This window comes from Megasphaera massiliensis, from assembly GCF_000455225.1.
Lineage (GTDB): Bacteria > Bacillota > Negativicutes > Veillonellales > Megasphaeraceae > Megasphaera > Megasphaera massiliensis.
Genome location: NZ_HF954537.1, coordinates 1014373 through 1029690, shown reverse-complemented (window position 1 = coordinate 1029690; position 15318 = coordinate 1014373). Strand labels below are relative to the sequence as shown.

General features: G+C 47.9%; 15 protein-coding genes. 11 read left to right on the top strand and 4 right to left on the bottom strand.

The features are described from left to right. The first annotated feature begins 61 nt into the window (after window positions 1-61). The gene (locus TX77_RS08170; protein WP_044504308.1) at window positions 62-1630 is read left to right on the top strand and encodes an AAA family ATPase; all 1569 of its coding nucleotides are present in this window, start codon (window positions 62-64) and stop codon (window positions 1628-1630) included. Window positions 1631-1694: 64 nt separating this feature from the next. Here TX77_RS08170 and TX77_RS08165 read toward each other — a convergent pair whose 3' ends face one another. Next, window positions 1695-2342, bottom strand: coding sequence for a class I SAM-dependent methyltransferase (locus TX77_RS08165; protein ID WP_044504307.1), 648 nt, complete (start codon window positions 2340-2342; stop codon window positions 1695-1697). A gap of 233 nt (window positions 2343-2575) precedes the next feature. On the opposite strand from TX77_RS08165, the gene TX77_RS08160 reads away from it, so the two are divergent. The 4 genes from TX77_RS08160 (at window position 2576) to TX77_RS08145 (ending at window position 8097) form a co-directional block, all read left to right on the top strand. Further along, complete coding sequence (locus TX77_RS08160; RefSeq protein ID WP_044504306.1) at window positions 2576-3460, top strand: radical SAM protein; 885 nt, start codon at window positions 2576-2578, stop codon at window positions 3458-3460. A 23-nt stretch (window positions 3461-3483) separates the two neighbouring features. Then, window positions 3484-4362 (top strand): radical SAM protein, encoded by an 879-nt coding sequence (locus TX77_RS08155; protein ID WP_044504305.1) that lies wholly within the window; start codon window positions 3484-3486, stop codon window positions 4360-4362. Window positions 4363-4387: 25 nt separating this feature from the next. Then, window positions 4388-4597, top strand: coding sequence for a hypothetical protein (locus tag TX77_RS08150; protein WP_044504304.1), 210 nt, complete (start codon window positions 4388-4390; stop codon window positions 4595-4597). A 212-nt stretch (window positions 4598-4809) separates the two neighbouring features. After that, complete coding sequence (locus TX77_RS08145; protein ID WP_081651721.1) at window positions 4810-8097, top strand: autotransporter outer membrane beta-barrel domain-containing protein; 3288 nt, start codon at window positions 4810-4812, stop codon at window positions 8095-8097. A 222-nt stretch (window positions 8098-8319) separates the two neighbouring features. On the opposite strand, the gene TX77_RS13000 is transcribed toward TX77_RS08145, so the two are convergent. Further along, window positions 8320-8739, bottom strand: coding sequence for a hypothetical protein (locus TX77_RS13000; protein WP_049917329.1), 420 nt, complete (start codon window positions 8737-8739; stop codon window positions 8320-8322). Window positions 8740-8894: 155 nt separating this feature from the next. Continuing rightward, on the bottom strand, window positions 8895-9638 hold the full coding sequence (locus tag TX77_RS14255) for a Fic family protein (RefSeq protein ID WP_044504297.1): 744 nt from the start codon (window positions 9636-9638) through the stop codon (window positions 8895-8897). A gap of 250 nt (window positions 9639-9888) precedes the next feature. Here TX77_RS14255 and TX77_RS08130 point away from each other — a divergent pair, with 250 nt between their 5' ends. From TX77_RS08130 to TX77_RS08110, 5 genes are all read left to right on the top strand, one after another. Beyond that, the gene (locus TX77_RS08130; RefSeq protein WP_044504296.1) at window positions 9889-10092 is read left to right on the top strand and encodes a DUF1858 domain-containing protein; all 204 of its coding nucleotides are present in this window, start codon (window positions 9889-9891) and stop codon (window positions 10090-10092) included. Between the two features lie 15 nt (window positions 10093-10107). After that, window positions 10108-10695, top strand: a complete 588-nt coding sequence (locus TX77_RS08125) for a hypothetical protein (RefSeq protein ID WP_044504294.1) — start codon at window positions 10108-10110, stop codon at window positions 10693-10695. Window positions 10696-10717: 22 nt separating this feature from the next. Next, entirely contained in the window at window positions 10718-11281 is a 564-nt protein-coding gene (locus TX77_RS08120) for a hemerythrin domain-containing protein (protein ID WP_230198088.1), read from the top strand. 559 nt (window positions 11282-11840) lie between these two features. Beyond that, window positions 11841-12587, top strand: coding sequence for a DUF3944 domain-containing protein (locus tag TX77_RS08115; protein WP_044504293.1), 747 nt, complete (start codon window positions 11841-11843; stop codon window positions 12585-12587). A 6-nt stretch (window positions 12588-12593) separates the two neighbouring features. Next, window positions 12594-13079, top strand: a complete 486-nt coding sequence (locus TX77_RS08110) for a lecithin retinol acyltransferase family protein (RefSeq protein WP_081651720.1) — start codon at window positions 12594-12596, stop codon at window positions 13077-13079. 67 nt (window positions 13080-13146) lie between these two features. Here the strand turns inward: TX77_RS08110 and TX77_RS08105 are convergent, their stop codons facing one another. Further along, entirely contained in the window at window positions 13147-14190 is a 1044-nt protein-coding gene (locus tag TX77_RS08105; RefSeq protein ID WP_044504289.1) for a threonine aldolase family protein, read from the bottom strand. Window positions 14191-14303: 113 nt separating this feature from the next. Between TX77_RS08105 and TX77_RS08100 the strand changes: the two genes are divergently transcribed. Then, on the top strand, window positions 14304-15215 hold the full coding sequence (locus TX77_RS08100) for a LysR family transcriptional regulator (RefSeq protein WP_044504287.1): 912 nt from the start codon (window positions 14304-14306) through the stop codon (window positions 15213-15215). Window positions 15216-15318 lie beyond the last annotated feature (103 nt).

The following is a 15318-nucleotide window of genomic DNA, read 5'->3' as shown; positions in this document are numbered from 1 at the left end:
TTTTACCGATTACCATTGAATTGGTGTGCATCGAATAGGATTGAGGAAAGGAGGGCAGACGATGGGTATGTATTTGAATCCCGGGGAAGGGCTGTTTCGCATGGCTTTGAATTCGGAAATCTATGTCGATAAATCAGATATGATCGCTGTCCTGAACCGCATGGTTAATACAGAACAACGTTTCGTCTGCGTCAGTCGGCCGCGGCGTTTCGGGAAGTCATTGACGGCAAATATGCTGGCAGCCTATTACGACGGCTCTGAAGACGGAAGCCCTTTATTTTGCGATTTAAAACTCGGAAAACTGCCTGACGGTTTGGCTGAGTGCGGACGGTACGATGTCATCAAAGTGAATGTACAAGAATTTTTGAGCGCCGGCCTGTCCATATCGGCCATGTTGGAGCGGCTGCAGCTTCGCGTTATCCGGGAAATCTGCCGGGCCTACCCCGATGTCAATTATTTTGACGATACCCATTTGGCCGATACCTTAGGCGATGTCTTTGCCGGTACGAGACGGCAGTTTGTCATCATCTTGGACGAATGGGACTGCATCTTTCGGGAATATCCCCACGATGAAAGGGCGCAGCGGCTGTATCTCGATTTTTTGCGCAACCTGTTAAAGGATAAGGAGTACGTGGCCTTGGCCTATATGACGGGGATTTTGCCGATTAAGAAGTACGGGACGCATTCGGCTCTCAACATGTTTACGGAATTTTCCATGGAGCATCCCGATCAGATGGCACAGTTCGTCGGCTTTACGGAAGACGAAACGAAGAATCTCTGCCTGCGTTACGGTATGGATTTTGAAGAATGCCGGGCTTGGTACGACGGCTATTCCTTCCCGAATTGTCCCCATGTGTACAGTCCGAAAAGCGTCGTCGATGCCATGGTCAAGGGCCGTTTCGGCAGCTATTGGAACAAGACCGAGACCTATGAAGCACTGCAGGTCTATATCGATTTGAATGAAGACGGCCTGCGCGATGCTGTCGTCAAGATGATGGGCGGCGGCTGTCAAAAAATTAATACCGGGACCTTCCAGAATGACATGACGACCTTTACTTCTGCCGATGACGTCATGACCCTCTTGGTCCACCTCGGCTACCTCGGGTATGATAGCGAGGGGGAAGAAGTCTTTATTCCTAATAACGAAGTTTTACAGGAATACGTCAATGCCACCAAGCAAGGCGACGCCTGGCAGCCCGTCAGTCAGGCCGTAAGAGCGTCAGATGAGCTGCTCCAAGCCGTCTTTGACGGCAGGGCGGATGACGTGGCTTTCGGCGTGGCGGCAGCCCATGTGGAAACGAGTCAGATTCAGTACAACGATGAAAATGCCCTCAGTTACACACTGTCCCTGGCTTTTTACAGTGCCAGGAGGTATTACAATATCGTTCGTGAAATGCCTGCCGGAAAAGGCTTTGCCGACCTGGTTTTCGTGCCGCGGCCGCAGCATGGGGATAAACCGGCCTTAGTCGTTGAACTGAAATGGAATCATGATGCCGAGACGGCTATCAGTCAAATAAAGGAAAAAGGCTACGCCGATGCCCTGCAGCACTATGCCGGAAAAGTCATCCTCGTCGGCATCAATTATGACAAAAAAACGAGGTCTCATGAATGCCTCATCGAAGAATGGTAGGCTGACATGAAAAAGAGAGTATCCATCATGGCAGACGGATACTCTCTTTTTTGATGTGCGGATATTATTTTGTTCCTTCGACGCAAATCCAGCCCTCTTTAGGCTCGATGTGGAGCTTGACGGCCGTGAAGCCGGCGTTGCGGAAGATATCTTCGAAGGTTTCCGGCGTCGGGTTGTAGAGGTTGTAGTGTTTGATGTTTTCCCGGGTGGCCGGGCTGAGGTCAGGCCGTTCGTAGATTTCGGCGATGAGCAGGAAGGTGCCGCCTTTTTTCAGGATGCGGCTGACTTCTTTCAAGTTTTCCGGCGGATCGGGCCAGAAGTAGAAGCTTTCGACGGTCGTGATCTTATCGAAGCTGTCGTCGGTAAAGGGCAGTTTTTCGACGGAGCCTTGGGAGACGTCCATCTTGCCGGCTTTTATAGCTTCTTCGTTTGTCTGGCGTGATGTCTGGACGGAGGTCTCGGAGTAATCGACGCCTGTAAGATGGCCTGTGGTTACGTGGCTGCTCATGCGCTTTAAGTTGGCCCCGCCGCCGCAGCCGATGTCGAGGACGGTTTCATCGCCGCGCCAGGTAAAATGGGAGAGGCCCCAGGCCGTGAGGGGGCCGTGGCTTTCATTCATGCGGGCCAGCATCTGTTCGCCCGCTTCTCCTGTCGGTTTGGCCGGATTGCCGGCGGCCGTAATGGCTTTTTCGTTTTTATTATCGGTACTCATGAATATCACCTGCTTTCAAAAATAGATGTGGATTACTTGACTCTATTATACGACGATTGATTCAAAAAGGGGAGAGCAGGAAGAAAACAAAAAAACGAATTAATATATTGACATATAGGTAAAAATAGATATAATATAAGTGCGGGTAAGGTCATTGGAAATCTTGCCCCCTTTTCTTAGGATTAATATATCTATAATAAGCGAATTTTAGATTTAAAGAAAGGAATCTTACCATGCATTTTCACGGACCGATTGTCAGACCGCAGACCGATGCGGATAGTTTATTTATTGAAGTAACGGCAGGGTGCTCGCACAATGCCTGCACGTTCTGCAATTTCTATAAAGATACGCCTTTTAGGGTGGCACCCCTTTCTCAGATTGAGGAAGATTTGAAGGAAGCTAAGCGAGAATGGCCCGATGCTAAGAACATTTGGGCTTCCGGCGGAGACCCCTTCGTTCTCAGTACGGAAAAACAGGTTGCCGTCTGGGATCTGATGAAGAAATATTATCCCGATGCCCGCATTTCGACGTATGCCACGATTTCTGACTTCAAACAGAAATCGGTGGAAGACATCAAAAAGATTAAGGCCCACGGCCTCGATGAAATCATGATCGGCATTGAAACGGGGGACGATGACGTCTTGGCCTTCGTCAATAAAGGCTATACGGCTCAGGATATTTTGGACGCCGGCAAGAAAATGGATGAGGCCGGCATTACTTACCGCATAATTTACCTTGGCGGTCTGGCCGGTAAGGGAAAGCTCGTCGAAAGCGCCAAGAAGTCGGCTGCGATTTTCAACCAGCTTCATCCGTACTACATGATGCTGACCAACGTGTCTGTCCTGCCGGGAACGAAGCTGTATGATCAGATGGAAGCCGGCGAATGGACGGAAGCGACGGAAAGGGAACGAATCGAAGAAATCCGTACCCTCTTGGCCGAATTGAAGATTCCCATTACCATCAATTCTGGTACGTCTACCAGCAGCGTTCGTTTTGAAGTGACCTTGCCTCAGGAAAGGGAACAGATTCTGTCGGCCCTCGACAAGACAATCAATCGGTTTGACGAACAGGTGGAAGCTGAATTGTCGCGCTGGCGTCACAGCATGAGAGCCGTTTAAGGGAGAAAGAGAGGAGATTGTCCATGCATTTTGCAAGCAATGTCGTACGTCCGCCTTATGAAGCCAACAGTGCCTATTTACAGGTAACCAGCGGCTGCAGTCACAACGCCTGTCGTTTCTGCACTTATTATAAGGAGGCGCCTTTTGCCGTTTCGCCGGAATCGGAAATCGTCGAAGACTTGAAGGAAATGGCAAGTTACGGTGTGCCCTTCCCGCGTATTTGGCTGCAGGGGGCCGATCCCTTTCTCCTGACTTTCGAGAAATTGAAGCGCATTGCCGAACTCATACATCAGTACCTGCCTTTCGTTAAGACCATCGGCGGCTACGGCCGGGTCAACAGCCTGCGCAATAAGACTGCTGATCAGTTGAATGAATTGAAGGACCTCGGTTATTCCGGCATCGTCTTCGGTGTCGAATCAGGAGATGAAAAGGTCTTGACCTACATGAAAAAGGGCTATCATGCCGATGAAATCGTGCCTCAATTGTCTAAGATGGATCAGGCCGGCATGCCTTACGAAGTCATCTTCCTGAGCGGACTCGGCGGCAAGGGCTATGGCTTGGATCATGCCAAAAAGACGGCTGCCGTTTTTAACCAGCTCCATCCCGACCGCATCCTCATTGCCGGCCTTACGATTTTCCCGGATACACCGCTCATGAAGGACGTCCGAATCGGCGAATTTCAGGAAGCAACGGAAGGGGAACGCATCTTGGAATTGAAGGAATTCTTGAAGGATTTAACCATAGAGACCCTCATCGACGCCACCAATGCCTCCATCATAACGGCGATTTACGGACAGATACCGGCCCGGAAGCAGGAGATGATCGACCGCCTGCAGGCCGTGTACGATACATACGGTGAACAGGGCCTGCGGCATATGCGGGACTCCCTGGGCGCTATCTGAGTATTCCCTTTAGGAGGAGATGCAGATGAAGAAAAAAGTTTTGATTATCGGCACCAGTCCGCGCCTTCACGGCAACACCAATATCCTGGCTCAGTCCTTTTCCAAAGAGGCTAGGCGGATTCAATCTCGGTCATTGTCCCAAAAATCTAAAATACCCTATTTACAGAAAGGCGGCTTGCTTGAATCAAGTCGCTTTTTTCTGTGCGTGGAATGCGTTTTTGATTCAAAAAAATAAGATGATTTTTTATCATGATGATTTTAGTCAAATACGGATGATGCATTAAAAATGACATACAACATACTTGAAATCAATCTGAAATAAATCTAAAATATGATTACAAATGAGATAATTTATACATGATTCAGATAAAATAAATTGTAATATTTATGAACATGTTATGAATTACCTTGAAAAAGAAAGCTATTTGTTATGATGGGGTGGTATGTATGAGTGGTAAAAAACGCAGCAGAGAGTTATTGCGCGTCTTGGTATTAAGCGCTTTATTGAGTACGGCATATCTGGGAGCAGCAGCGGCTGACTATCCCTTAATCGGTGATACGATTGAAGGGAAGCATGAGTTACCGACATTGAAAGCTCTATATGTGCTTGATGGTGAACAAAAAGTCACGGCATTGTCAGATGTTTCGATTGTTTCTGCAGAAGGCGGTAGGTGGCCTATTATAAACAGCACTACAAGTGCGGGAAGTAGTCTGGATTTAGATATGAATGGCCATTCCTTAGCCATAGATGCTAAGACTTCAGGGATATATATAACGAAAGATAACACAAACATCAATATCCATAATGCGGATAGCATCGAGACAACAATTGATAAGCATAATCTTATAAACGATGTTAGAGGTAACGGAAGTTCGATTAATTTTCAGGCCAATAATATAACCTTCAATAAATCGGAAGTTTATGAAGATAATCCAATGATTGCCGTGGGCAACAAGAACGCATTAACTGTGCACGCCGACAATGATTTGGTGTTTAACAATTATGCGCGGGCTAATACGCTTGCTTCATATTATGGCGCTAAGGTTCAATTGGAAGCAGATCATGATATTACCTTTAACCATACTTATAGTAATACTCCGGCGGTACAGGGCCTGCCGATTTTGTATTTTGGGAATAATGCTGAAGGAACGATAACGGCCGGTAACGATATTAATTTTAACCGCAATCAATATGCGTATTTAATTGGTGTGCAGTATAGTGGTAAGGCTGTTGTAACAGCTAAGGGTAATATTAATTTCCGTGAACAGGCACCGGGTTATATGGCTGTTATGTCTGCAGAACGTGGGGCGAATCTTGAATTGCAGGCACAGGCCATTACGGGGAATACGCAGCAAATCGTGTCAACCACGTATGGTTCGCAGGCACTGCTCAAGGCGAATGAAATTAATTGGGTAGCCGAAGGAAGAGATATGTCTGATTATGCAGAGCAATACCCGTATAAGACCAGTATGCTCGTAGCCTATCGAGGCGATAGTAAGGTTGAATTACAGGCCGATAAGGCCATTAATTTATCAATCAGTGTACCCCATACCATGCTCTATGCTGAGGGCGGCGATATTGCTCTTAATGCCGGCGATTCGATTTATTTGCATTCCACCGGAGCGACAGACGAAGCTTCTCAGGCCAGCCTGCGTGTAGTTAATGGGGCCATTGATTTGACGGCCAGTGCGATTACTTTAGAAAATGAAGGGGCAACGGCAGCTTATGCAGAGTATTTGGGGAATATTAATTTTAATGGCAACACCTTTATAAAGGGTGCCGGTATCGGTGCTTTTTCGCAAGTAGGCGGCAAAATTAACTTTAACGGCAATACAGTTATGTCGCAAGTCGGTATTGGGGCTTTGGCAGAAACCGACACAGATCCATGGAATGAAGATCTTTCAAAGATTACTTTTGATGGCGATGTCGCAATGGCTCAAGCTGAAACAGGAGCCAGTGCCAAATATAATAGCGACATCGTTTTCAACAAAGGCGTTGCTATTGATGCCAAAGACAATGCCTTCTATACGGAATCAGCCGGACGTATCCAAGCCTTGACTTCCGGTGTCGATAAGGTTATCAAGGGCAATATGCAGGCCCTGAATGGTCAGATCGACGTCCTCTTTGACACGGCAAATTCATCCTTTACCGGCAAGACGGAACTTCAAAATATTGAAAAACTTTACGTCATTGATGACGAAGAAGAGTACGACGATGAGGATTTAGACGTCGACACCTATGCAGCCGATGATGAAGAATACGATGACAGTGACGATGACTGGGAAGAACCAGAAAACCCGTATATCGAAGAAACGCCGCATATCAATATCGACCTGAAAAACGGTGCTGTCTGGAATGTCACCGGCGACAGCTCACTGACCAATCTCGCCAATGATTCTTTCGTCAATCTGAGTGACGCTAATCGTACCGGCACCAGCCTTACGGCCCAGACCTTATCCGGTACGGGAACCATGTTCATGGACCTCGATTGGACCAGTAACGGCGGGGCAAAAGAAAAGACCGATAACAGCGATTACCTAAATGTTACGGAAAGTGCGACCGGGACACAGGCACTGGTAAGTGACAAAGCTTCTATGCATCTCGATGCCATGGGCGTCAATGACCGCCTCTACTTCGCTACTTTGGCCAACAGCGACGCTGTGTTTACCAGTCCCATTACTCAGCAAAATGTAACTAAGGGCAGCTTGTATGATTACACGATTGGCATTACGTCTGAAACAACAGTGACAACAGATTCGGCAGAAAATATCGCTGACAGAGCGGCGACGGATACGACGACGGACTGGTTCTTCGGGACCATCGGTTATACCGAAAGCCCGCTCGTTGAAACGGGCCGCATCAATTCGAATATCATGTACGACCTGGTAACCGACGTCGATACCTTGAATAAGCGCATGGGCGACGTTCGCCAGATGAATACCGATCCCGACGGCTGGTGGGCTCGCACGACCTATACCCATCAAGACCGCGATTCCTACTCTGGTCACAGCAACCGCTTTGAACTGGGCAAAGACTTTGTCATGGCTCGTAACGATGGCAGTGTCGTCCATCAGGGCGCTGTCTTTACCTACCTTCGCAGCAGCGATTCTTTTGCTGACGGAAACGGGAAGTACAAACGCTACTCCGGTTCGATTTATCACACCTGGCTGGGCAATAACGGCCAGTATGTAGACGTCGTCGGTCGCATCGGCAAGGTCATGGGCAATAGTCATACCTTCTTGATCAATGGCACTCAGTCGGACAGCTCTTTCGGAACCTGGTACCAACAGGCCAGCGTCGAAACGGGCAAAACCTACGATCTGGAAGACGGCTGGTACTTTGAACCGCAGGCTCAGTTGCAGTATACCCACATGAACAGCAAGTCCTACACCAGCAGCGACGGCATCAACCACGACTTAGACAGCGTCAACAGCTTCATCGGTCGCCTGGGCTTCCGGTTGGGACAGAAGCTGAATGACAAGACAAGCTGGTACGTGAAGGGCGACATCCTCCATGAATTCTCCGGTGACGGCGGCATCATGCTGACCTCAGCCAATGGCTTGGAACGAATCGATTACAACCGCGACGGTAAGGACACCTGGTACGACTTAGGTGCCGGCCTCGCGGCAGAATTAAGCCCGTCCAACAGCTTATGGTTCGAATTTGAACGAAAATTCAGCGGTACCTACAGCAACGATTGGGAATTCAACGGTGGTATCTCCTGGAAGTTCTAAGAGGTAAGTTTTTAGCATCGGTTTTTTATCTTGTGTAACAGAAAAGCTTCTCTCTCCATGGTGTTTTTACATGGAGGGAGAAGCTTTTTCTATCGTTCTTATGTAAGGCGTTCGGTTTTATCGCGGCGATGATGGCTTGGCGTCGCTGCTTTTTTGTAATGGCCAGTACAAAGGGGAGACAAGGTGGTTCCGACCTTACGTTTTGATTCTAGTGGGGGATTTTTACCATTTCCAAGGCATGTGATAAGCGGCTTCCCAGACGGTTTTGGCTACGTCTACGGGCCGTTGTTTTGCCATGGGATTGGTGGAACGGTCGTACAAGGGGCCGTAGTCACCGCTGTAGATGGCGCCGGTCTCGATGTTGTAGCTGTAATGCTGGGTCCGGGTGCCGGCAAGATATCCTTTTTCGGCATTATAAGTCAGGATATTGGCGGCCAACTTATAGTAAGGAGGATTGTAGTATTCGACGACGACGGAAGTCTTGTCGACATAGGTTCCATGCCCCATATGGCCATAGACGAGGACGATTTGATCGTTGTCGTACAGGGTAGGCGGGAAATAGAGTGCCTGGCCCGTAAGAGGGACGAAAAAGAGGCTGACGGCAAAGAAGAAGGCCATCATCAGTTTTGAGAAGTATCGCATTACATCACACTCCTTTCAATATAATAGATATTCGAGTAATGTATACCTATTATATCATAATATAAAGAATGAAAGGGAGAGTCTACTTGCAAAATACAGACAGAATTTCAAATATGGTTGTCGTGCGTTGTAGAAAAAGAGGGAATAAGCGGCCTTTAGGGGCTGACGATGGCGATGTATCGTTCTAATTCTTCTTGTTCGTAAGCTGCGATGAGGGACGCCATCTGTTCAGGATTGTGGTGTCCTGAATGGTAGGAGTCAAAGCAGTCGTAGTACTTGCGGCGGTCCGTGAACTTGATATCGACGGGCAGGAGACCGGCTTTTATGAGCTCGAGATTGAGCAGCAGCCGTCCCGTTCGGCCATTGCCGTCAATAAAAGGATGGATGGATTCGAATTCGAGGTGGAGCAGGGCTGCGGCTTCCAATATGTGCTTCTTCTCTTTCCAGACGGTATACTGTTGGAGCAGTTGATCGATAGCCGGTTCTATCATATAGGGTTGGGGCGGTGTGTGGAGTGCTCCGACGATGCGGACCGGGACGTTCCGATACTTGCCGCGATTTTCTCTGTCGTTCATTAAAACCAGGGAATGAATCGTTTTAATTGTTTCTTCGGTAAGCGGCGTGTTTTGGGAGGCCAGCTCGATGATATAGTGAAAGGCGTCTTTGAAACCGATGACGTCGAGATGTTCACGCAGCGGTTTTTCAGCGATGGTAATGCCTTCCTGCAAAATCAAGGCCGTTTCGCGGAGGGTCAGTGTATTGCCTTCGATGGCGTTGGAATTATACGTCGTTTCAATGATAAATTCTTCTCTCAGCCGCTGCAATTCTACCTTGCTCAAGGGACGCAGTTGGTGAAGTGTATTTTTCAAGGAATCAATTTTCATAAAGAGGGGATTCATAGCGAAACTCCTTTCGAGTCATTTCTTGTCTCTAACTTTACTATGATGTCACGTAAAAAGCAACAAATCCCGCTGAAACGGGCGAAGTTGTTGATTAGAAATCACCTGTAACCGATTTATTTGGAAAATTTTTCTACGCGTTGGAATAACAACGGATTATCTCTTGGCCTTCATGGTATACTACGTTCAGAAGTTGAGAAATGCTTCTCTGACATAGAGATAGATTGAGATATATTAGGAGGTAATTACTATGGCAAAAATTACGACAGATATGATTATGGGCGATATCATTCGTCAGTACCCGCAGGTTGTTGATACTCTCGTGGCTCAGGGCATGCACTGCTTAGGCTGCCCGTCTTCTCAGCAGGAAAGCCTGGCTAATGCCTGCTTCGTGCACGGCCTCGATCCGGAAGCTGTTGCCGGTGCCGTTAACGCCGCTTTGGCAGCTGAATAATAGGAGGGATGGACGATGAGCGCATTCTTAGGACCGATTCACTTTTGGTTATACAATAAAATCCAGTTTCAGGAAAATTTGATCGACGAACTCGTCGCCTACGTTACGGCCAAGGGCTGGAGCGATAAGGCTGACCAGTACGTCAGCACCGACCGCCGCAAACTCGATGAAGTCATCGACGAAGCCAATATCCACGGCTGGCTTCAGTCTCGTATCCACGATGCCGAAGGCCGTTATGCCGCATTGGTCCTCGATGCAGCCGGTGACGATGGCGAAAAATTCGACGCCTTGAAAGAGGCTGCTCACAACTTTGGCGCCAAACAGGGCCTTCAGGCCGCAACGGCACCGGAAGCCTTCCATCGCCTCGATGATCTTCTCCTCGACGGCATGCCCTGCGATCAGGTCAACCGCGTCCGTGAAAGCGACGACGCCCGCATTGCCTGGGACCGGACGATGGATCTTCATAGTGAATTTTGGCAGGGTCACGGCGACCGCTACTATGCCCTGCGTCAGGCCTTGGTCGACGGACTCTTGTCGGCTACGGACTATGCCTTAGAAAGTCCGGCTGAAGGCCAGTATGAAATCGTAAAGAAATCTGCTTAACAAGAAAGAGAGGGAATGCATTATGATGTACTGCACGGAAGTCATGGTCGAACAGCACGCCAATATTTCCCGTATGCTTAAAATCATTCAGGCCGCTTGCTGCGCTATCTTAGAAGGCGGCGAAGTCGATCAGAAAGAATTTGCTGATATCATCGACTTTATCCGCAACTATGCCGACAACCACCACCATCGTCGGGAAGAAGAAGTCCTCTTCCCCGAAATGGTCGATAACCTGGAAGAAGTCGCATCGATCATCATCAAACACGGCATGCTCGTCGAACACGACCTCGTCCGCGCTCACGTGCGTGCCCTCGAAGAAGCCTTGAAACTCTACGACGAAGAACCGAAAACGGAACACAAACTTCAGATTTTGGCAGAAGCCATGGCCTATGCCAACCGTCTGCAGATGCATGTTGAAAAAGAAAACAACGTCGTCTATCCCTTAGCTGACCGCAGTCTGCCTGAAAATATCAAAGAAAAAATCGACAAGACAGTCAAAGACTTTGAAAAAGAAGAAGACCCGGCCTTCGTAAAAGGCTATCTGGATCTCTTAGACCGCTTAGAAAAGAAATATCATATCGCTTAATTGAACATCGATTAAAGAGCTCCGGCAAAATGCGAGTAGAAACGTATTTTGCCCGGGGCTCTTTTTTTGTTGGGACGATGTATTCTTTAACAGGTATTGTGAATGGCAGGAGGATAGCAGAAGACGTGAGAACAAGGCCTCTTCGAGGCTGTTTCTTGGAAAGAAGTAATTGGGTATTTTCAAGAAAAAAAGCGTCGGTTCGGAAATTTGTGCAAAATAAAGACTGCTTCACCATCATTGACATAAAATGTATATAAAAATATAATGAAATAAGGATACTTTACGGAATTTACTTTTAAATTAGAGGGCGAAAACTATATTCTATGTAACGTATGGCTGCGTGAGCCAGCGAATTTTAATCTGGAATTTTAGTTTTGTTCATGTGGTTAGCAGAAGCGCTCCTTTCATTATGTTTAAGACGATATTTCTACTATAAAAGTACGATAGTATCGTGTTAATAGAATAAGATTTTTAGAAATGACAATATCTGTCTTTGTCAGATGGTATTCTATTGGTAGAATGATGTGATGTGTCGTGAATTGATAGGAGGCGTCGGGTTATGGATAAAGACTTAGCATTTCTTGTGCGGTGTTCGAATGAGGAATTAGAATCCTTGTTTGAATTTTTGATAAAAGCAAAGACTGAATTTATTACATGCAGTGAGGAATACAAGAAATATGGTGCTGATTACCGCCAATACGTCGATCTTTTAGCTCAAGAGCTTCTTGATTTTGGCAGCAATACCTTATGGTTTCGAGAAGATTATCACACCGTTGCTAAAGACGCATGTAAAAAATTAGGAGTCTCTTGTAGTTCGTCAGATTCAGCCGAAGAGATAGAAGACAAAATGTGCGCTCATATTATGGGTGAAACTTGGAAAACGCTCTCGATAGATACACAAAGGGCGTTCCTTGAAACTTGGGGATATAACGGTAAAAAGGATCATACTGTCTTAAAGGCGGTAGGACCCCAGTTATTTTTTTCCTTGTTGCGAGAAAATAGTTTGGCCTCGTATCAGATATCAATTGTCGTCGCCAATACCGTGGTGCGGCAAACTTTAAATAAATCCCTTTCCTTCGCGGCAGTAGCGCTTGCTAAACCTTTGGTTACTGGTGCTATTGCATCTTCTGCTGCGGGGTTTACCTTAGGACGGGCGGCGGCTATTCTTGCGGGCCCTATCGGTTGGGCGCTGACGGCAGGCTGGGCGATTGTTGATATTGCCGGTCCGGCTTATCGGATTACTGTCCCGGCAGTTTCCTATATCGGCTGCCTTCGAAATATAAAGAGATATCAAGGGAAGGGATGATGGATTATGAGAGGATTACCTGCGTTGGGATCCGTTATTTATGTTCACCGGAAGAATTTTCTTTTTCCTTCTTATTGTCATTATGGGGTCTATACCGGCAATGGAAAAGTCGTTCATTTTGCCCCGGTTGAGGGAACAATCATTAGAAAAACACGTATCCATGAAACGACGATGGAAGATTTCTTAGATGGGGACAAGGATTTTTTTGTGCGTCATTTTCCCGCTGATATTGAAGAATTTAAGCTGCTGATTCGTGCCAAGGAAAAAAATGCCTCTATTGTCGATGCCGTATGGCAAGGACTCGAATGGCAAAATTATCATATTTATACTCCGGAAGAAACGGTACAGCGGGCATATGCTTGTGCTGAAAGTCAGACCCTGGGAGGCTATTCGCTGCCATCGAATAATTGTGAGCATTTTGCCATCTACTGCAAGACAAATTTACGCTATTCGGATCAAGTCGGAAGGGTCTTGGATTTGGTATTCATTTAAAATCATAACGAGACAAGCCGAGCTCCACAGCATATACGGAGCTCGGCTTGTTTGTGTGATTCGGATTTTAGAGTTCTTTCAGGCTTTCGATGAGGCTGTCTGTATCTTCTTTCGTAGTGGCCCAACTGGTTGCCAGGCGGATGACAGTGTGATCGGCATCATAGGCTTCCCACATACTGTAGGCGACTTTTTTATTGAGGGCGGCTAATTTCTGATTATCCATGATGACGAAAATCTGATTGGTTGCCGTCGGGAAGTAGAGGTTGAAGCCTGTGTCTTTTAAGGCTTTTCGGATGGCATCGGCGTATTCAATGGCTGTCTTTCCGATTTTTTCATAGCAATTGTCACTAAATAAGACATCGAACTGGGTGCCCAGGAGCCAGCCTTTTGCCAAGAGGGCACCGTGCTGTTTGATGATGGTGAAGAAATGGGGGATGAGCCCCTTTTTGGGAAGGACGACGGCTTCACCGATGAGGGCGCCGCATTTCGTTCCGCCAATATAAAAAGCCGTGCAGTACGTCGCCAAATCGGCTAAGGTGACGTCGTTTTCCGGCGTAGCTAAGGCATAGGCCAGGCGGGCACCGTCAGCGTAGAGGGAGAGATTATATTTTTTGCAGACGTCGGAAAGTTCTGCCAGTTCCTGTTTCGAGTACAGAGTACCGTATTCCGTGGGCTGAGAAATATAGACCATGCCGGGCTGCACGAGATGATCCTTGGAGGCGTCGGCTTCGAAGTTTTCCATGAAGCGGGCTATGTCGGAAGCAGAAAGTTTTCCCTGATCTTGGGGGAGTTCGATGACCTTGTGTCCCGTGTATTCGATGGCGCCGGCTTCGTGAATGCTGACGTGGCCTGTCGAGGCGGCGATGACGCCTTCATAGCGGCGCAGGATGGCATCGATGACGACGGCGTTGGTCTGGGTGCCGCCGCTTAAAAAGTGGACTTCGCCGTCCGGGCAGTGGCAGGCTTCGAGAATTTTTTTGCGGGCTTCTTCACTGATGCCGTCGGTCCCGTAGCCGTCCTGGGGAATCGTATTGATGGCAGTCAGTCTTTCTAAAATGGCCGGATAGGCGCCTTCCATATAGTCGGAAGCAAAGGGCAATAAGGTATTCATAATGGTCCTCCTGTGGATAATTGTTCTTTACGGATGGCCTCATTATACGGTACAATAAGGTATGACACAAGTTGTAATTTATCATATTCGTCATGACGAAATGGGTGAACAAAATGGACAGTATCAAATGCCAGGCCTTGCTCCTGGCCATTCAACACGGTAGTTTAACCGCTGCCGCTAAAGAACTCGGCTATACCCAGTCGGGTATAACCCGCATGATTCAGTCGTTAGAAGAAGAAATCGGATTTCCCCTCTTAGTGCGGAACAATCAAGGTGTTCAACCGTCAGCCAACGGCCGCCAGATGATGCCCGTCTTTCAAGAAGTCGTCCGGGCTTCTCAAAAGGCCGTCGACCTCGGGGCTGCCATTCAAGGTGTCTTGGCCGGCGTCCTCAACGTCGGCTGCTACTACAGCATTGCCGCCGCCTGGATGCCGAAAATTCTCAGTAAGTTTCAGGAACTCTACCCCAACGTATCGGTCCATCTCATGGAGGGGACCAATAAGGAACTGGCTCAATGGCTCGATGAAAAGACCATCGACTGCTGCCTGTCAGCAAAATTTGGCAGCGGCGTGACCTATGACTGGATTCCCTTATATGAAGACGAACTCGTCGTCTGGTTGCCGCCGGATCATCCCTGGACGGAGGAAGAATCCATCACCTTAGCCCACCTCGATGACGCCCCCTTCGTCATCCCCCTTCCGAACCGCGATACCGACATCGACCGCTTTTTATCGGCGAACTTCCTCGAACCGGACATCCGCTTTACGACGAGTGATCCCTATACGGCCTACTGCATGGTCGAAGAAGGCCTGGGCATCAGTTTGAATAATCGCCTGACGACCAAACGCTGGAATGGTCGCGTCGTCCTGCGGCCTTTTGAACCGGCCCAGCATATCTCCTTAGGCATTGCCGTTCCCGATATTCAAGAACTGTCGCCGGCGACGAGCAAATTCATCGCCCAAGTCTGGCAGACCGTACAGGGCGAAACGGCGAAAGAGGAGAAGAAAAACGAGGCAGATGGCTGAAAAAAGGCAATTGTTTAGGCTCGGTTTTTCCTGATTACAACTACATACGCTGCATAGTAAAGGTCATGGATCTTAGATTATCTAAGATCCATGACTTTTTTGT